At 73.3% G+C, this 17,319-nt stretch carries 17 protein-coding genes; 11 read left to right on the forward strand and 6 right to left on the reverse strand.

The features are described 5' to 3' along the window. Positions 1-46: 46 nt before the first annotated feature. Positions 47-532, reverse strand: coding sequence for a roadblock/LC7 domain-containing protein (locus AB0C17_RS04425; protein ID WP_357474755.1), 486 nt, complete (start codon positions 530-532; stop codon positions 47-49). After that, on the reverse strand, positions 529-900 hold the full coding sequence (locus AB0C17_RS04430; protein WP_013287772.1) for a hypothetical protein: 372 nt from the start codon (positions 898-900) through the stop codon (positions 529-531). The genes AB0C17_RS04425 and AB0C17_RS04430 overlap by 4 nt, the downstream gene beginning before the upstream one ends. Positions 901-1,131: 231 nt before the next feature. On the opposite strand from AB0C17_RS04430, the gene AB0C17_RS04435 reads away from it, so the two are divergent. Beyond that, positions 1,132-1,374: a PadR family transcriptional regulator gene (locus AB0C17_RS04435; RefSeq protein ID WP_357476582.1), complete on the forward strand. Its 243-nt coding sequence runs from the start codon at positions 1,132-1,134 to the stop codon at positions 1,372-1,374. Between the two features lie 60 nt (positions 1,375-1,434). Here the strand turns inward: AB0C17_RS04435 and AB0C17_RS04440 are convergent, their stop codons facing one another. After that, positions 1,435-2,655: a M48 family metallopeptidase gene (locus AB0C17_RS04440; RefSeq protein WP_357476585.1), complete on the reverse strand. Its 1,221-nt coding sequence runs from the start codon at positions 2,653-2,655 to the stop codon at positions 1,435-1,437. Between the two features lie 234 nt (positions 2,656-2,889). On the opposite strand from AB0C17_RS04440, the gene AB0C17_RS04445 reads away from it, so the two are divergent. From AB0C17_RS04445 to npdG, 4 genes are all read left to right on the forward strand, one after another. Then, entirely contained in the window at positions 2,890-3,093 is a 204-nt protein-coding gene (locus AB0C17_RS04445; RefSeq protein WP_018787041.1) for a hypothetical protein, read from the forward strand. Between the two features lie 77 nt (positions 3,094-3,170). Then, positions 3,171-3,935 (forward strand): histone, encoded by a 765-nt coding sequence (locus tag AB0C17_RS04450; RefSeq protein ID WP_357476588.1) that lies wholly within the window; start codon positions 3,171-3,173, stop codon positions 3,933-3,935. 62 nt (positions 3,936-3,997) lie between these two features. Beyond that, positions 3,998-5,434: an RNB domain-containing ribonuclease gene (locus tag AB0C17_RS04455; RefSeq protein ID WP_357476591.1), complete on the forward strand. Its 1,437-nt coding sequence runs from the start codon at positions 3,998-4,000 to the stop codon at positions 5,432-5,434. 66 nt (positions 5,435-5,500) lie between these two features. Further along, the gene (npdG, locus tag AB0C17_RS04460; RefSeq protein WP_355015308.1) at positions 5,501-6,199 is read left to right on the forward strand and encodes an NADPH-dependent F420 reductase; all 699 of its coding nucleotides are present in this window, start codon (positions 5,501-5,503) and stop codon (positions 6,197-6,199) included. 126 nt (positions 6,200-6,325) lie between these two features. Here npdG and panB read toward each other — a convergent pair whose 3' ends face one another. Beyond that, positions 6,326-7,171, reverse strand: coding sequence for a 3-methyl-2-oxobutanoate hydroxymethyltransferase (panB, locus tag AB0C17_RS04465; RefSeq protein ID WP_047891539.1), 846 nt, complete (start codon positions 7,169-7,171; stop codon positions 6,326-6,328). 118 nt (positions 7,172-7,289) lie between these two features. Next, positions 7,290-9,050 (reverse strand): NAD+ synthase, encoded by a 1,761-nt coding sequence (locus tag AB0C17_RS04470; RefSeq protein WP_357380516.1) that lies wholly within the window; start codon positions 9,048-9,050, stop codon positions 7,290-7,292. Positions 9,051-9,255: 205 nt separating this feature from the next. On the opposite strand from AB0C17_RS04470, the gene glnA reads away from it, so the two are divergent. From glnA to AB0C17_RS04495, 5 genes are all read left to right on the forward strand, one after another. Further along, a complete protein-coding gene (gene glnA / locus AB0C17_RS04475) occupies positions 9,256-10,605 on the forward strand; it encodes a type I glutamate--ammonia ligase (protein WP_357380518.1) in 1,350 nt (449 codons plus the stop codon). An 80-nt stretch (positions 10,606-10,685) separates the two neighbouring features. After that, positions 10,686-11,111 carry a DUF350 domain-containing protein gene (locus AB0C17_RS04480; protein ID WP_357380520.1) on the forward strand — a complete coding sequence of 142 codons (426 nt, stop codon included), beginning with the start codon at positions 10,686-10,688 and terminating at the stop codon, positions 11,109-11,111. A gap of 32 nt (positions 11,112-11,143) precedes the next feature. Then, positions 11,144-11,836: a WYL domain-containing protein gene (locus AB0C17_RS04485; protein ID WP_357380522.1), complete on the forward strand. Its 693-nt coding sequence runs from the start codon at positions 11,144-11,146 to the stop codon at positions 11,834-11,836. Between the two features lie 122 nt (positions 11,837-11,958). Further along, positions 11,959-12,321 carry a VOC family protein gene (locus AB0C17_RS04490; RefSeq protein ID WP_357380524.1) on the forward strand — a complete coding sequence of 121 codons (363 nt, stop codon included), beginning with the start codon at positions 11,959-11,961 and terminating at the stop codon, positions 12,319-12,321. Positions 12,322-12,527: 206 nt separating this feature from the next. Beyond that, complete coding sequence (locus AB0C17_RS04495) at positions 12,528-15,554, forward strand: carbohydrate binding domain-containing protein (RefSeq protein WP_357476593.1); 3,027 nt, start codon at positions 12,528-12,530, stop codon at positions 15,552-15,554. Positions 15,555-15,682: 128 nt separating this feature from the next. Here the strand turns inward: AB0C17_RS04495 and AB0C17_RS04500 are convergent, their stop codons facing one another. Next, complete coding sequence (locus AB0C17_RS04500) at positions 15,683-16,228, reverse strand: hypothetical protein (protein ID WP_357475094.1); 546 nt, start codon at positions 16,226-16,228, stop codon at positions 15,683-15,685. 181 nt (positions 16,229-16,409) lie between these two features. Here AB0C17_RS04500 and AB0C17_RS04505 point away from each other — a divergent pair, with 181 nt between their 5' ends. Then, the gene (locus tag AB0C17_RS04505) at positions 16,410-17,303 is read left to right on the forward strand and encodes a virginiamycin B lyase (RefSeq protein ID WP_357380530.1); all 894 of its coding nucleotides are present in this window, start codon (positions 16,410-16,412) and stop codon (positions 17,301-17,303) included. Positions 17,304-17,319: the final 16 nt, after the last annotated feature.

A 17,319-nucleotide genomic window follows, 5' to 3' on the forward strand; every position in this document is an offset into this window, starting at 1 on the left:
CGGCCGCCTCGGTCCGGACGGGTGGGACCGGGACGACCGGCGTACGTCAGGACGTGGCCGGGCTGACGCCGTCGAGCATCTCGGCGAGCCGGGCCGCGGTGGCCGGGGCGTGCAGGTGCAGCCGCGCCACGTTGATGCTGTCGGTGCCGATCACGGCGAGCAGCGCCTGCTCGTTGATCGCGTACACGCTGAGGTAGCCGCCCGCGTTGCGCACCGTGGACTGCTGGAAGTCGCCCTGTCCGAGCCGGAACCCGACCTGGCGGCCGAGGCCGTACATGGTGGCGGCGAGCGCGGCCAGGTCGTCCGGGTCGGCGCCGTTCTGCAGGTTGTGCGTGACGAGCAGGCCGTCGACGCCGCCGAGGACGCAGCCGTGCACGCCGGGGATCTGCAACCGCAGCGCGGACAGCTCCTGGCCGATGGCCGGGTACGGCAGCGCCGGGTTGCCGGCCAGCGATGGCGGCAGCGCGCGTGGTGGCGGCAGCGTGCCGGCCTGGGCGCGCGAACGGCGGGGGAGGTCGTCCACCCGGCTCACAGTTCCAGGCTCTCCTCGATCGTGCGCAGTTGGTGCCGCGCCATCGCGAGGTTGGCCCGGCTCTTGCTCACCATCAGGTAGAGGAACAGGCCCTTGCCGGTGCGGTTGCTCAGCGGGCGGATCAGGTGGTACTGGCTGCCCAGCGTGATCAGGATGTCCTCGATCTCGTCGTCGAGCTTGAGCATCTCGATGGTGCGCAGCTTGGCGCGTACGACGTCGGTGTTGCCGGCGGCGGCGACGGTCAGGTCGATCTCGCCGGTGCCGCCGGCGACGCCGAGGGTCATGCCACTGGTGTAGTCGACGAGCGCGGCCCCGATCGCGCCGTCGATGTTCATCGCGTTCTTCAGCGCGATGTCAAGGTTGCCCACGATTTCTCTCCCCAACTCGGGCCGCTGTCGCCGGAAGCGCGACAGCGGATTCGTCCGTCGAGGCTCGCATATGGAGTCGCGCGGTGCACCCGGGCCGCCGGTGATCCACCTGAGCGGGCCCCGCCGGACCGGCCACCGGTTCCGCCGAAGGGGACACACCGTCCCATTGTCGATCACCGTTCGTACTGCTACATCGGGGTGTAGCCCCTATGTAGCTACGGCCTCGACCTGATGCGGCTCACGGGCCTGCCCGGCGGGACGCTCTATCCGGTGCTGTACCGCCTCCAGGCGGCCGGCTGGCTCGCCGCCGACTGGGAGGACGTCGACCCGGTCGCCGCCGGCCGCCCGGCCCGCCGCTACTACCGCCTCACCGGCGAGGGCATCCGGTCGGCCCGGCTGGCGCTGGCCGAGCTGCGTGCCCTCGTACCCGCCGAACGTGCCGGCGCGGACCCGGCCGGGGCGCCGGCGTGGTGACCCGGCCGGCCCGGGGCGGCCGTGACCGGTCCGGCGCCCGTCCCGGCGCCCGCCTGAGCGTCAGGCGTTCCAGCTCAGCGCCCGGCCGGCCCGCTCGTAGTGCCGGGCCAGCTCGGCGTCGATCCGTGCGGCCCGCGCCTCGGTGAGCGTCACCGCCGGGTCCTGCCAGGGCCGCGCGCCGAGCATCCGGTGCCGCAGGCCCGTCGGCGGGTGCGAGGCGAACAGCGAGGTGTCCTCCCGGACGGTGAGCTGGCGTTCCAGCGACAGCCGCTCGGCCGCCGCGTCCAGCGCGCGACCCGTCTCCACCCGCCAGGTGTCCGGCCCGTGGCCGCCGCGTACCGCGTTGCGCACCGCTGTGGCCACCGAGTCGGTCCGCAGCGTCGTGTCCAGCAGCCGGGTCGCGCCCGCCGTGCCGCCGGCGCGGGCGGCCATCTCGTCGGCCAGGTACTCGGCCCGCTGACTGTCGCGCAGCGCGGTGGCGACGAGCACCACGTGCCCGGCGAACAGCAGCCGGGACAGCGTCCAGGAGGCGAGGTGCCCGAGCCACTCGCCGACCATCACCAGCAGCCCGCCGCCGTCGGACCCGCCCCGCGGCCGGAACAGGTCGGCGGCGTTGCCGAGCATGGTCAGCGCCGGCTGGGTCACCGGCCCGCGGCGTACGTCGCCGTTGACGAAGTGGCCCAGCTCGTGGCCGAGCAGCGCGACCCGCGACGGGCCGTCCAGCGCGCCCCACAGCGGCAGACCGAGGCCGAGTACGCGCCGCCGCCGCAGCCCCACCGCTGTCGCGTACGCGTTGATGCCGCCGTCGACGCCGATCACGTGCGGCACCGGCGCGCCCACCGCCGACGCCACCTCCCGGACCAGCGCGTGCAGCTCCGGCGCGTCCCGTTCGGTGAGCACGTCCAGGTCCGGGTCGACCCGGCCGAAACGCGGGCGCAGCGCCACCGCCAGCGCGATGAGCGCCACGCCGCCGACCACGGCGAGGTTCGGGAAGGGGTACGCGAACAGCAGCCACACCCCGGCCACCGCGAGTCCGGCCACGCCGAGCAGGAGGAGCACCGAGATGCCGGCGACGAGGACGCCGGTGAGCCCGCGCCCCGTCGACTCCAGCGGCCGGCCGGCCAGTGCGGCGTACTGCTGACGGGTCAGCCGTGCGGCGAGCCGGTGGGTCCGCCGGTCGATCCACGACCAGCCGAACTCCGGCGCCTGGCGGCCCGCGTCATAGGTGTCGAGGTTCCAGTCGCATCCGGCGCACCACGGCAACGCCCCGTCCAGCGACACCGGCGTCGCGCCGCATCGCGGACAGGCCCCCGTGCCCGTCGTCTTGATGATCACGAGCGCTGATCCTGTCCGGTTCGCACCGGTGCCGGTACCGGCCGTTCGGACGAGGACAGGGCTCGCGCCGGTCTTCCGCCGTTCCCCGTCGCAACCCCCCGACCAGGTCTAATGTGGAGAAGAGTGACTATTTGCGCCGTTCCGGTGGCGGACGGGCGGTTCGCGGTGCACAGTGATCGCATGAGCGACGACGGAAGTGGTGGGCACTACTACTGGTGCACGCGACACCACCGGGTCGAGACCGATGCCGACGTGTGCCCCGCACGGCATGTTCTCGGACCGTACGCCTCAGCCGCCGACGCGGACAACGCCCTGCAGACGGTGCGGGAGCGGAACGACGCGTGGGACGCCGAGGACGCCCGTTGGGCCGGGGAGGGCCGCTAGACGGCGCGGGAGGGCCCGCGTCGAGGTGATCCGTGCTCCGCGAGGGCGAGAGCACGTCCCCAGGAAAGGGAACCGAGATGGCCGAAGCACAGCAGGCCACCCGCCCGGCCGCGAAACGGACGACCGCGAAGAGGACCACCGCGGGCAGGTCGACCACGGTCACCAAGGCGTCGCCGAACGCCTCGGGTGCCGGCGCCGGGCGGACACCGGCGAAGAAGGCGGTGGCCAAGAAGGCGGCCGCCCGGAAGGTCGTGGCGGCAGCCCGCAAGGCGCCGGCCACCAAGGCCACCACCAGCAGGACGACGGCGAAGAAGACCACGGCTCGGACGGCGCCGGCCGGCCGGGCCACCGCCAAGAGCGCACCGGCCAAGAAGGCCACCGCGAAGAAGACCACGACGGCGAAGAAGACCACGACGGCGAAGAAGACCACGACGGCGAAGAAGACGGCGGCGGCGAAGACCACAGCGGCCCGGAAGAGCACGACGGCCCGCACCACCGCCACCGCGAAGAAGGCGCCGGCCCGCAAGACGACGGCGGCGAAGAAGACCACGGCGGCCCGGAAGACCACCGGCGCGCGCAAGGTCACCTCGGCGGCCAAGAAGACCACAGCCGCCAAGAAGACCACCGCGGCGAAGAAGGCGCCGGCGAAGAAGACGACCGCCTCGACGCGTCCCACGGCGCGCAAGGCGGCGGCGAAGAAGGCGCCCGCGCGCAAGACCACCACCGCGCGTAAGACCACCACCACGGCGAAGAAGACCACCGCCGCGAAGAAGGCACCGGCCCGCAAGAGCACCGCCGCGAAGACCGCCACCGCGCGTAAGGCACCGGCCCGCCGCGCCTGACGCCGCGGACACCGCTCCCTCCCGAGGGGCGGAACGTGCGGGGCGCTGTCAGGATTGACGGCGTGGTGATCCGACGCGTACTGGCGCCCCGTATCGACTTCGGCGCGCTGCGCCGCGAGCTGGGACTGCCCGAGAGCTTCCCGGCCGCGGCGCAGCGCGAGGCCGACCTGGCCGCCGCCGCGCCGCCGCCCGCCGTCGCCGACCGGACCGACATCCCGTTCGTCACCGTCGACCCGGCGACCTCGCGCGACCTCGACCAGGCCATGCACCTCACCCGCCGTCCCGGCGGCGGCTACCGCGTCCGGTACGCGATAGCCGACGTCCTGACGCACGTACGCCTCGGTGGTGACCTGGAGGCCGAGACGTGGCGCCGGGGACAGACGGTCTACCTGCCCGACGGCAACGTGCCGCTGCACCCGCACACGCTCAGCGAGGGTGCGGCCAGCCTGCTGCCCGACGCCGACCGGGCCGCCGTGCTCTGGACCGTCGACTTGGACGCCGACGGCGGCACCGTCGCGGTCACCCTGGAGCGGGCGCTGGTGCGCAGCCGGGCCAAGCTCGACTACGGCGGCGTGCAGCGCGACGCCGACGCCGGCCGGCTGCCCGAGCCGATCGCCCTGCTGCCCGAGATCGGTGCGCTGCTCACCGCCCGGGGCCTGAGCCGGGGCGCGATCAACCTGCCGCTGCCGGAGCAGGACGTCGAGCCCGACGGCGACGGGTGGCGGCTGGTGCTGCGCGGCCCCGGCCCGATGGAGGAGCACAACGCCCAGATCTCGCTGCTGACCGGGATGGCCGCCGCCGACATCATGCTGGCCGGCCGGATCGGGCTGCTGCGCACCATGCCCGGCCCGCGCCCGGAGGCGGTCGAGCGGCTGCGGCTGGCCGCCGGACCGCTCGGCGTGCCCTGGCCGGACGGCACCCCCGTGGGTCAGGTGCTCGACGGGCTGGACACCTCCCAGCCCCGGGTCGCCGCCTTCGTCGACCAGGCCGCCGAGCTGATGCGCGGCGCGGCGTACACCGCCTTCGACGGTGAGCTGCCCGAGCAGCCCGGGCACGGCGGGGTGGCCGCCGCGTACGCGCACGTCACGGCGCCGCTGCGCCGCCTGGCCGACCGCTACGCCACCGAGGTCTGCCTGGCGCTGCACGAGGGCCGCGAGGTGCCCGAGCAGGTCCGGGCGGCGCTGCCGAAGCTGCCCGAGGTGATGGCCGCGACCGACCGGACCGCTGGAGCCGCCACCCGGGGCGCCGTGGAACTGGCCGAGGCGGTGCTGCTCGCGCACCGGGTGGGGGAGACGTTCGAGGCGGCGGTGCTCGACGTGGACGAACCGCGCCCGGCGGGCAACGGACGCCCCGGCCGTCAGCCCGGCGGCACGATCGCACTGGACGAGCCGCCGGTGCGCGCCCGCTGCACCGGCGAGCTGCCGCTCGGCGAACGCGTCCGGGTACGCCTCACCGCCGCCGATCCGGCCCAGCGCCGGGTCGCCTTCGAACGGGCGTGACCAGCGCGGCGATTGTCACAGCGACGGGATGCACCGCACGCCGCCGCGCTTTGCGAGGATGAGCCCATGGCTTACGACGCGACCACGCTGCCCGACGTCTCCGGGCTGACCGTCGGCATCATCGGTGGCACCGGCGACCAGGGACGGGGGCTCGCCTACCGGTTCGCCCGGGCCGGGCAGACGGTGCTGATCGGCTCCCGCACCGCCGAGCGGGCCACCCAGGCCGCCGCCGAGATCGCCGCCCTGCCCGGCGTACCGGAGGGCGCCGTCGTGTCCGGCGGCGACAACGAGGACGTCGCCCGGCGCAGCGACGTGGTGATCGTCGCGGTGCCGTGGGACGGGCACGCCGCCACCGTCGCCGCGCTCGCCGAGCCGCTGGCCGGCAAGATCGTGGTGGACTGCGTCAACCCGCTCGGCTTCGACAAGCAGGGCCCGTACGCGCTCACCGTCGCCGAGGGCAGCGCCGTGCAGCAGGCCGCCGCGCTGCTGCCCGAGTCCCGGGTCTGCGCCGCGTTCAACCACGTCAGCGCGCCGCTGCTGGCCGACCCGGAGATCGACCGGATCGACCTGGACGTGCTGATCTGCACCGAGGACCGGGAACTCGTGGGCGTGGTCGGCGCGCTGGCCGCGCGGATCCCCGGCATGCGGGGCATCTACGCCGGGCGGCTGCGCAACGCCCACCAGATCGAGGCGTTCACCGCCAACCTGATCGCGATCAACAAGCGCTACAAGGCGCACGCCGGCATCCGGGTAACCGACCTCTGACGTGCCGCGCCGTCGCCGCCCACGCCGTCGCGTGGACGGGCGGCGCGTTCGGCGCGCCGATGGCGCGTGTTAAGAAGGGGCCCCTCCTCTACGCGAGGCGTTAAGAAGGGGCCCTTCCTTACACCCTCAGAACGTGTGCTCGGCCGCCGGGAACTCCCCGCCGCGTACCTCGTCGGCGAACCGGCGGGTGGCGTCGGTGAGCGCGCCGGCCAGGTCGGCGTAGCGCTTCACGAAGCGCGGCGCCCGGCCGGTCCGCAACCCGGCCATGTCCTGCCAGACCAGCACCTGCCCGTCGGTGTCGGGCCCGGCCCCGATGCCGACGGTGGGGATGGGCAGCTCGGCGGTGACCCGCTTGGCCACCTCGCCCGGCACCATCTCCAGCACCACCGCGAACGCGCCCGCCTCGGCCACCGCGCGCGCGTCGGCGAGCACCTCCTCGGCCGCCTCGCCCCGGCCCTGCACCCGGTAGCCGCCGAGCGTGTGCTCGCTCTGCGGGGTGAAGCCGATGTGCGCCATCACCGGGATGCCCGCGCCGGTGATGGCCTCGATCTGGGCGGCGCAGCGCCGCCCGCCCTCCAGCTTCACCGCGTGGCAGCCGCCCTCCTTCATGAACCGCACGGCGGTGCGCAGCGCCTGCGCCGGGCCCTCCTCGTACGAGCCGAACGGCAGGTCGCCGACGATCAGCGAGTGCTTCGTGGCCCGCACCACGGCGCGCACCAGCGGCAACAGCTCCTCGGCGGTCACCGGCAGCGTGGTCTCGTAGCCGAAGACGTTGTTCGCCGCCGAGTCGCCGACCAGCAGCACCGGGATCCCCGCCTGGTCGAAGATCGAGGCCGTGTACTGGTCGTACGAGGTGAGCATCGCCCACCGCTCGCCGCGCTCCTTGGCGGCGATCAGGTCGCGGGTGCGTACCCGCCGGGTGGCCGGCCCGCCGTAGAGGGCGGTCACCTCGGCCGGGGTGGACTCCACCATGACAATCTCCTTCCTCGAGGCCGCGCACGCGGTCCCCGGGTTCCCCGCGATCGTCGCACCGGGCGGCGGGCCGCGGGCAGGTCGCAGTGGAGGATGTCACTCCCCGGCCGGGCAGCGATCAGCCGTCCTCGCGCCACCGGTTGGTGATCGGCAGCCGCCGGTCCCGCCCGAACGCCTTCATGGAGATCTTGGTGCCGGGCGCGGACTGCCGCCGCTTGTACTCGGCGGTATCCACCATCCGCAGCACCTTGTCCACCACCGCCGGGTCGTGGCCGGACTCGACCAGGCCGTCGCGGCCCAGGTCGCCGTCGACATAGCCGATCAGGATCGGGTCGAGCACGTCGTAGTCGGGCAGCGTGTCGCTGTCGAGCTGGCCGGGGCTCAGCTCGGCCGACGGCGGCTTGCCGATCGAGTTCTCCGGGATCGGCGGGGTCTGCCCGCGCCGGGCCGCGTCCGCGTTGCGCCACTTCGCCAGCCGCCACACCAGCGTCTTCCAGACGTCCTTGACCGGGTTGTAGCCGCCCACCGAGTCGCCGTACAGCGTCGAGTAGCCCACCGCCAGCTCGCTCTTGTTGCCGGTGGTGAGCACCAGGTGGCCCTCCTGGTTCGACAGCGCCATGAGGATCACGCCGCGTACCCGGGCCTGGAGGTTCTCCACCGCCACCCCGGACAGCGACATGTTCGCCAGGAACGTGTCCACCATCGGCTGGATCGGCTCGACCCGGTAGTCCAGGCCGGTGCGCTTCGCCAGGTCCTCGGCGTCGGTGCGGGAGTGCTCGGAGGAGTGCTGGCTGGGCATCGAGACGCCGACGACCCGCTCCGGGCCGACCGCGTCCACGGCGATCGCGGCCGCCACCGCCGAGTCGATGCCGCCGGACAGGCCGAGCACCACCGAGGGGAAGCGGTTCTTGTCGATGTAGTCGCGCAGGCCCAGCACCAGCGCGTGCCACACCTCGGCCTCGTCGGCGACCGGCTCGATGATGCCGCCGTCCGCCGCCGGGCCGGACGGCGCGGCCGGGATCGTGGGGATCTCGTGCCGGGCCACGCGCATCCCGTCGGTCAGCGGACCGGTCCCGCCGGGCGTGCCGGCCGCCGCCGGCAGTTCCAGGTCGTGCACCAGCAGGTGTTCGACGAACTGCGGCGCCCGGGTCAGCAGCGTGCCGTCCGCGGCGACGATCATCGAGTCGCCGTCGTAGACCAGCTCGTCCTGGCCGCCGACCATGTTCACGTACGCGACGGCGGCCCCGGCCTCGGCGGCACGCCGGCCGACCAGCGGCAGCCGTACGTCGTCCTTGTTCAGCTCGTACGGCGAGCCGTTGATGCTCAGCACCAGCCCGACGCCCGCCTGCCGGGCGACCGCGAACGGGCCGCCGGCCTGCCACAGGTCCTCGCAGATGGTCAGCGCCACGTCCACGCCGCCGACGCGCACCACGGTGAGCGTGTCGCCGGGGACGAAGTAGCGGTCCTCGTCGAAGACGCCGTAGTTGGGCAGGTGGTGCTTGAAGTAGGTGGCGACCACCTCGCCCCGGTGCAGCACCGCCGCCGCGTTGCGGGCGCCCCGGCCCGGCTCGGCGTCGGAGCTGACCTGCGGGGGCCCGTCCGCGTCCAGATAGCCGACCACCACCGGCAGGTCACCGAGACCGTCGGCGGCCAGATCGGCGGCGAGCCGGTGCAGCGCGGCCCGGGACGCGGCCACGAACGAACGGCGGAACACCAGGTCCTCGACCGGGTAACCGGTGAGCATCAGCTCGGGGAACAGGACGAGCTGGGCACCGGCGTCGGCGGCCCGGCGGGTCCACGTGCGGACCAGGCCGGCGTTGCCGGCGAGGTCGCCTACCGTCGGGTTGACCTGGCACAGGGCGAGACGCAGGGTGGGCATGTCTCCATCTTCCCCCAGCCCTCCGGGCCGAATCCGACAGGTCGCGGGAGACCGGGGCGGCGCCGCGCGTGTCCCGGCCGACCGGACACGGCGGGACGGCCGGCCGGGGGAGGGCGTAACGTCGGCGTAACGAGCCCGGTGGAGACTGGGCGGTCAGGCCGGGCCGGCCCGACCGGTGCGGACGTAAGTGTCACGAGGGGTGGAAGTGGACCGTCAGCAGGAGTTCGTCCTCCGCACGCTGGAAGAGCGGGACATCCGTTTCGTCCGGCTGTGGTTCACCGATGTGCTCGGCACGCTCAAGAGCGTCTCGGTGGCCCCGGCGGAGCTGGAAGCCGCCTTCGAGGAGGGCATCGGCTTCGACGGTTCAGCGATCGAGGGTTTCGCCCGGGTCTTCGAGTCGGACATGGTCGCCATGCCGGACCCGACCACGTTCCAGGTCTTCCCGTTCGAGGGCGGCGTCAGCGGCGAGAGCGCCCGGATGTTCTGCGACATCATGCTGCCCGACGGCAGCCCGTCCTGGGCCGACCCGCGGCACGTGCTGCGCCGGATGCTGTCCCGGGCGGCCGACAAGGGCTTCACCTTCTACACCCACCCCGAGATCGAGTTCTTCCTGCTGGAGAACGGTCCGCAGGACGGCTCGGTGCCGATCCCGGTGGACACCGGCGGCTACTTCGAGCACACCACGCACGCCGTCGCGCGGGACTTCCGCCGCCAGGCCGTGCTGGCGCTGGAGCGCATCGGCATCTCGGTGGAGTACAGCCACCACGAGGTCGCCCCCGGCCAGCAGGAGATCGACCTGCGCTACGCCGACGCGCTCACCACCGCCGACAACATCATGACGTTCCGGCACGTGGTGAAGGAGGTCGCGCTCTCCACCGGCGTGCAGGCCAGCTTCATGCCGAAGCCGTTCACCGACCAGCCGGGCAGCGGCATGCACACGCACCTGTCGCTGTTCGAGGGGGAGCGCAACGCGTTCCACGACGCCGGCGACCCGATGAAGCTGTCGAAGGTGGCGAAGTCGTTCATCGCCGGGCTGCTCACCCACGCCCGGGAGTACACGGCGGTCACCAACCAGTGGGTCAACTCGTACAAGCGGCTGTTCCCGCAGGCGCTGCCGGACCGGATCACCGAGAGCCCCGCGTACGTCTGCTGGGGTCACCTGAACCGGTCCGCGCTGGTGCGGGTGCCCGCGTACGGCAAGCCGAACTCGGCCCGGGTCGAGGTCCGCTCGCTGGACTCCGCGACCAACCCCTACCTCGCGTTCGCGGTCATGCTCGGCGCCGGCCTCAAGGGCATCGAGGAGGGCTACGAGCTGCCCCCCGGCGCCGAGGACGACGTCTGGTCGCTGAGCGGCGCCGAGCGCCGGGCCATGGGCTACGAGACGCTGCCGGAGAACCTGTCCGAGGCGATCGACGTGATGGCCGAGTCCGAGCTGGTGGCCGAGGTGCTCGGCGAGCACGTGTTCGACTTCTTCCTGCGCAACAAGCGCTCCGAGTGGGAGCAGTACCGGCGCGAGGTCACCCCGTACGAGCGGCAGCGCTACCTCTCGCTCTAGATCGTTGTGGCGCGGTGCCGCTATCGTCTGCGGCACCGCACCGGCACCCCCGCCGGGCGGCGTGAGCCGGGGAGGCGTTGGTGCTGGGAGATCTGCTCGACGGGGCGTGGCAGAGCATCGTGTTCGGGATCGTCGGGGTCGCCCTGATGGCGGCCGGGTTCCTGCTCGTCGACCTGCTCACCCCGGGCAAGCTGCGGGAGCTGATCTGGGTACGCCGCAACGGCAACGCCGCGCTGCTGCTCGCCGCCAACCAGCTCGGCATCGCCGGCATCGTCTTCACCGCCATCCTGACCAGCTACAGCTCGTTCACCAAGGGGATCGCGTCCACAGTGGTCTTCGGGCTGATCGGCCTGCTGGTGATGGCGCTCGCGTTCCTGGTGCTGGACCTGCTCACCCCCGGCCGGCTGGGCGACGTCATCGCCGCCGACGAGCCGCACCCGGCGGCCCGGGTCAGCGCCGCCACCCACTTCGGCGCCGCGCTGATCGTCTGCGCCTGCATCGCCTGAGCGGTGTCGTACCCCCGGGTTAGCGTCCGGGGGTGAACCGTACCGACCGCCTCTACGCCCTGGTCGAGGAGCTGCGGGCGGTCTCGCCGCGCCCGCGTAGCGCGAGCTGGCTGGCCCGCCGCTTCGAGGTGAGCACCCGCACCGTCGAGCGCGACATCTCCGCGTTGCAGGGCGCCGGGGTGCCGATCTGGGCCGAGCCGGGCCGCACCGGCGGCTACGTGGTCGACCGGGCGCGCACGCTCCCGCCGGTCAACCTGACAGCGGCCGAGGCGGTGGCGATGGCTGTCGCGTTGCACCGGCTCGGTGGTTCCCCGTTCGCCCCGGCGGCCGGGGCCGCGCTGCGCAAGCTGGTCGCGGTGATGCCGCCCGCCGCGGTGGCCGAGGCGCACCGGCTCGCCGGCCGGGTCCACCTGGTCGGCGACGGGCCGGGCACGCCCGTCCCGGCCGCCGTCGCCGACGCGGTCCCCGCCGGGCGGGTGCTGCGCCTGCGGTACGCCGACCGCGGCGGCACGGATTCGCTGCGCGACGTGGAGCCGTTGGCCTACCTGGGCAACTCCGTGCACTGGTACCTCGTCGCCTGGTGCCGGCTGCGTGACGGCGTGCGCTGCTTCCGCACCGACCGGATCGTGTCGGTGCGTCCGCTGGCCGAGCCGGTGACCCGGGAGTGGCGTCCCGGCGATCTCGATGTGCCGGTCGACCGGGTGCGCCCGCTCACCCTGGTCTGATCCGGTGGAAACACCGACAGGTCCGATCCGGTGGAAACACCGACAGGACGCTGTCGTGGCCCGGCCTCAGGCTGAATCCTGACGACGTCGGCCGACCGCCGGCGCGAATCCCAGGAGGAAGCATGTCCAGTACGCCCGTGACCTGGTTCGAGATCGGCTCTGACCGCCCCGACGAGGCGCAGCGGTTCTACGCCGAGATGTTCGGCTGGAGCTTCGAGCGGGGCGGCCCGGGTGGGTCGTACCGGCAGACGACGGCCGGCGGTGAGCGGGGGATCGGCGGCGCGATCCGGGGCACCGACGACGGCAACTACGCGACCTTCTACGCCCAGGTGGCCGACGTCGCGGAGACCTGCCGCCGGGCGGAGAAGGCCGGTGGCACCGTGCTGACGGCGCCGGTGACCACGCCGGCCGGCCTGGTGCGTGCCATGCTGCGTGACCCGTCGGGCAACCTGTTCGGCATCTTCAGCCCGCCCGCCGAGGGCTGAGCGCGCGCCCTTGCTCCCGGCCCGGCCGGTCGCCGGCCGGGAGCAAGTCGTTGCGGGCGGTGCAATCCGTTGCGCCCGTGTCTACTGTGAACCTCTGGTTTCGGGTGATCGAAGCTGATAACTTCCTGGCACCACGCGTCGCAAGTTCTTGCAACGCCTTCATCCCCTTGCGCCCGTCGTGCGGGCGTGGGTGTCAGGAGAGCGCCATGAGGGGCACCACCACCAACCGCCGCCGCTGGGGAGCGCTCGCGCTCGCCGCCGGCATGCTCGCCGCGCTGCTGCCGTACACCGCCGCCGCGGCGGCGAACACCGTCACCGTCTACTACCAGCCACCGGCCGCCTGGGGCACGTCCGTCAACATCCACTACGGCGTGGACGGGCAGGGCTGGACGCCGGTGCCCGGTGTGCCCATGGACGGTGCCTGCGCCGGCTGGCGCCGCAAGGTCGTCGACCTGGGCGGCGCCGCCGGCCTCCAGGTCGTGTTCACAAACGGCAGCGGCGTCTGGGACAACAACGACGGCGCCAACTACCGCCTCGGCACCGGCACCGTGACAGTCGCCGGCGGCCGGGTCGGCACGGGCGACCCGTGCGGCACCGCATCCCCGACGCCGAGCCCGTCCGCCACGGTCGCGCCGAGCCCGACGCCGTCCGGCGCCGCCGGGAACACCGCCGAGGTCTGGTACCACCTCACGCCGCGCGGCTGGACCGCCGCGAACCTGCACTACCGGCCCACCGGCGGCGCCTGGAGCACCGCCCCGGGCGTCGCCATGGAGACGCGCTGCGCCGGCTGGGCCCGCCGGGTCGTCGACCTCGGCACGGCCACCGGCCTGACCGCCGCGTTCAACAACACCGCCGGGGCCTGGGACAACAACGGCGGCGCGGACTACACCCTGGGCGCGGGGCGCAGCGTCGTCGACAACGGCCGGGTCACCGCCGCCGCCGCGGACCCGTGCGCGCCCGCCACCCCGGACACCACGCCGCCGTCCACGCCCGGTGGCCTCACCGCCGTCGCCGACGGCTTGGCGGTCACCCTGACCTGGACCGCCGCCACCGACGACCGGGGCGTCACCGGGTACGAGGTGAGCCGCACCGGGGGAGCCGGCGGCACCACGGTCACCAGCACCACCACCCGGCACGTCGCGTACGACCTGCGGCCCGATACCGCGTACACCTGGACCGTGCGGGCCCTCGACGCGGCCGGCAACCGGTCGGCGGCGAGTGCGCCCGCCTCCGCGACCACCGGCGCCCCGCAGACCGGCGGCGTCCCGCTGGGCGGCGACCCGCGCGAGGACACCATCTACTTCGTGATGACCGCCCGGTTCGCCGACGGTGATCCTGCGAACAACCGCGGCGGCAGCCAGCACGTCGCCTCCGGCAACGCGGCGAACGACGACCCGATGTTCCGGGGCGACTTCAAGGGCCTGGTCGACAAGCTCGACTACATCAAGGCGCTGGGCTTCTCGGCGCTCTGGATCACCCCGGTGGTGCTCAACCGCTCCGACTACGACTACCACGGTTACCACGGCTGGGACTTCTACCGGGTGGACCCGCGGTTGGAGAGCGCCGGCGCCTCCTACCAGGACCTGATCAACGCGGCGCACGCCAAGGGCATCAAGATCTTCCAGGACGTGGTCTACAACCACAGCTCCCGGTGGGGCGCGAAAGGCCTGTTCACGCCCACCGTCTACGGCACCCGCGACGACCAGTGGAGGTGGTACTACGACCAGCCGCAGGCCGGCCGGGAGTACGACCCGACGGTCGAGGCGACGGGGAACGACCCGGCGCTCACCCCGGCGCAGAACGCCAAGGCCAAGGGCCGGCCGTACAACGGCGACGTGTGGTCGTCCGCCGCGCCCGCCGGCAACCAGTGCCTGAACTGGGGTACGCCGACCGGCGGGCGCAGCCCCGAGGGCTACACGCTCTACCAGTGCCAGTGGCCGGTCCCGACCAGCAAGCTCTTCCCCGCCGACAAGTACCACCAGTGCTGGATCGGCAACTGGGAGGGCGAGGACTCGCGCAGCTGCTGGCTGCACGAGGACCTGGCCGACTTCAACACCGAGAACGCCGCCGTGCAGCAGTACCTGATCGACGCGTACAACAGGTTCATCGACATGGGCGTGGACGGCTTCCGGATCGACACCGCCGTGCACATCCCCCGGGTCACCTGGAACCGGCGCTTCCTGCCCGCCATCCAGGAGCACGCGGTCGCCCGCTTCGGCGAGAAGGGCAAGGACTTCTACGTCTTCGGCGAGGTCGCCGCGTTCGTCAACGACAAGTGGAACCGCGGCTCGGTCAACCACTCCGCGCAGTTCTTCACCTGGTCCGAGCGCAAGGAGTACAGCCCGGACGACGTACGCGCCGCGATCGAGCAGTACGACCACGAGCAGCTGATCGGCCCGAACGGGCAGCCCACCACCGACAACGCGTTCCTGCGCGGCAACGCGTACCACGCGCCGGACCGCTCGCGGTTCTCCGGCATGAACGTGATCGACATGCGGATGCACATGAACTTCTCCGACGCCGGCAACGCGTTCGGCAACGGGAAGGACTCCGACGACAGCTACAACGACGCCACGTACAACGTCGTTTACGTCGACAGTCACGACTACGGGCCGAACAAGTCCTCCACCCGGTACACCGGCGGCACCGACGCCTGGGCGGAGAACATGAGCCTGATGTGGACGTTCCGCGGCATCCCGACGCTCTACTACGGCTCGGAGATCGAGTTCCGCAAGGGCGCCCGGATCGACTGCGGGCCGAGCTGCCCGCTCGACACGACCGGCCGGGCCTACTACGGCGACCACCTGGCCGGCACCGTCACGGCCAGCGACTTCGGGGTGGTCGGCTCGGCCGCTGGGACGGTCGCCACCACGCTCGCCCAGCCGCTGGTGAAGCACGTGCAACGGCTCAACCTGATCCGGCGGGCAGTGCCGGCCTTGCAGAAGGGGCAGTACTCGACCGAGGGCGTGAGCGGCGCGATGGCCTACAAGCGGCGCTTCACCCAGGGCGCGGTGGACAGCTTCGCGCTGGTCACCGTGTCCGGCGGCGCCACCTTCCGCGGGGTGCCGAACGGCCGGTACGTGGACGCGGTCACCGGTGACGTGAAGACGGTCACCGACGGCACGCTCACCGCCGCGGTCGGCGGCAAGGGCAACCTCCGGGTCTACGTGCTGAACCTGCCCGGCAACCCGGCGCCGGGCAAGATCGGCGCGGACGGGCCGTACCTGCGCTGACACGCGCGCGGCGGGGTGGCGGTGCGAGTGCACCACCACCCCGCCGCGGCCCGAGGGAGCGTGGGTGGCCCCGCCGGGCGCCGGCCAGGAGGAGGGAACGGCCGGTGAGGGGCGGCGGGGCCACCACGTCATTTGCCGCCCTGGCCCTCCTGCTCGGCCTCGGCGCCCTTGTCGGCCTTGCCCTCCGGGCCGCCCTTGTCGCCGCCCTTGCCGTGGTGGCCGGGCATGCCGTCGTGGCCGCGCTTGCCCGGGCCCGGGAACACGCCCGCCTCGGCGGCCTTGAGCACCGCGTCGGCCTGCTCCTGGGTGAGCTTGCCGTCGGTGACGGCCTGGTCCAGGCGCTCCTTCAGCGCGGCCTGCCGGTCCTCGGTCGAGGGCCGCTCCGGCCGCTCCGGGCGGTCGCCCTGGCGCTGCTCGTGCAGCTTCTCCAGCGCCGCGGTGACCTTGTCGGCCGGGACGCCCAGCTCCTTGGCGAGCGCCTCGGCGAACTCGGCCTGCCGGTCGGCGTGCTTCTGGCGGCGGTCGTCACCCTGGTCGGTGGTGCTGGCGCTGGAGGACGGCTTCGGGCTCTTGTCGTCGGCGAGCGCCACCGTCGGGGCGGCGATCCCGACGCCGAGCACGCCGGCAGCGGCCAGGCCGGCCAGCAGGTGCTTCTTCGACATCGTGCGGATCATGCGATTCTCCTGTTCGGTGGTGGTGCGATGACGTCACCGACAGTGGTCGCCGGAACTGAGGGCCACCCGTGGCGAACCTGTCAGCGAGCTGGCAATCTCGCCCGGAAGGCCCGAATTATTCGTGTTGCCGGGGGCGGTGAGCGCCCGAGAGGCTGGGCGAAACCCGACGAAAGGCCACTCGATGACACAGCCCGCCATCCGCGAGATCCCGCTCACCGGGCCGGGCTCCGGGCCGTACTCGATCACGGTCGGGCCCGACGGCGCGCTCTGGCTGACGCTGGCCGGCTCCGGCGGCGTCGCCCGGCTCGGCCTCGACGGTGAGGTGCGGATCCACCGCGACGACCCGCCCGGCAGCCGTCCGCTGATCATCGTCGGCGGCCCCGACGGCGCACTCTGGTACACCCGCTCGGGCGACGACCGGCTGGGCCGGGTCACCGTCGACGGCGAGGCCGGCTCGGTGGCGCTGCCGCCCGGCTGCGGCCCCTGCGGGCTGGCGGTCGGCGCGGACGGCGCGCTCTGGTACGCCGGCATGAACGACGACACGGCCGGCCGGGTGACCGCCGCCGGGGAGGTGACCTCCTTCCCGCTGCCGGTGACGAAGGGCTTCCCGTCGATGCTCGCGGCCGGGCCGGACGACGCGCTCTGGCTCACGCTCAACCAGGCCGACGCGATCGCCCGGGTCGGCCTGGACGGGAGGGTCACAGTGCATCCGCTGCCCACCGAGGCGGCCGGGCCGGTCGGCATCACCCGGGGTGGCGACGGCGCGCTCTGGTTCGTGGAGATCGTCGCGGGGCAGATCGGGCGGATCACGCCGGACGGGCGGATCGACGAGTTCCCGTTGCCGGACCGGGCGGCCCGCCCGCACGCGATCGTCGCCGACCCGGCCGGCGGCTGCTGGTTCACCGAGTGGGGCGCCAACCGCATCGGCCACATCGACCCCGACGGCCACATCACCGGCCACGATCTGCCCACCCCCGCGTCGGAACCCCACGGCCTGACCGTCACCCCCGACGCCACCGTCTGGGCCGCCCTGGAGATCGGCGCCGTGGCCCACCTCACCCCGAGTCAGCATTGATCATGAGGTTGGCGGC

Source organism: Micromonospora sp. NPDC048887 (genome assembly GCF_040649715.1).
Classification (GTDB): Bacteria; Actinomycetota; Actinomycetes; order Mycobacteriales; family Micromonosporaceae; genus Micromonospora.

Bases quoted from the DNA above. Each gene is read 5' to 3' on its own strand.
- AB0C17_RS04435 (WP_357476582.1), top strand. From the start codon at position 1,132: ATGCGGCTCACGGGCCTGCCCGGCGGGACGCTCTATCCGGTGCTGTAC.
- AB0C17_RS04445 (WP_018787041.1), top strand. From the start codon at position 2,890: ATGAGCGACGACGGAAGTGGTGGGCACTACTACTGGTGCACGCGACAC.
- AB0C17_RS04450 (WP_357476588.1), top strand. From the start codon at position 3,171: ATGGCCGAAGCACAGCAGGCCACCCGCCCGGCCGCGAAACGGACGACC.
- npdG (WP_355015308.1), top strand. From the start codon at position 5,501: ATGGCTTACGACGCGACCACGCTGCCCGACGTCTCCGGGCTGACCGTC.
- panB (WP_047891539.1), bottom strand. From the start codon at position 7,171: ATGGTGGAGTCCACCCCGGCCGAGGTGACCGCCCTCTACGGCGGGCCG.
- AB0C17_RS04470 (WP_357380516.1), bottom strand. From the start codon at position 9,050: ATGCCCACCCTGCGTCTCGCCCTGTGCCAGGTCAACCCGACGGTAGGC.
- AB0C17_RS04490 (WP_357380524.1), top strand. From the start codon at position 11,959: ATGTCCAGTACGCCCGTGACCTGGTTCGAGATCGGCTCTGACCGCCCC.
- AB0C17_RS04495 (WP_357476593.1), top strand. From the start codon at position 12,528: ATGAGGGGCACCACCACCAACCGCCGCCGCTGGGGAGCGCTCGCGCTC.
- AB0C17_RS04500 (WP_357475094.1), bottom strand. From the start codon at position 16,228: ATGATCCGCACGATGTCGAAGAAGCACCTGCTGGCCGGCCTGGCCGCT.
- AB0C17_RS04505 (WP_357380530.1), top strand. From the start codon at position 16,410: ATGACACAGCCCGCCATCCGCGAGATCCCGCTCACCGGGCCGGGCTCC.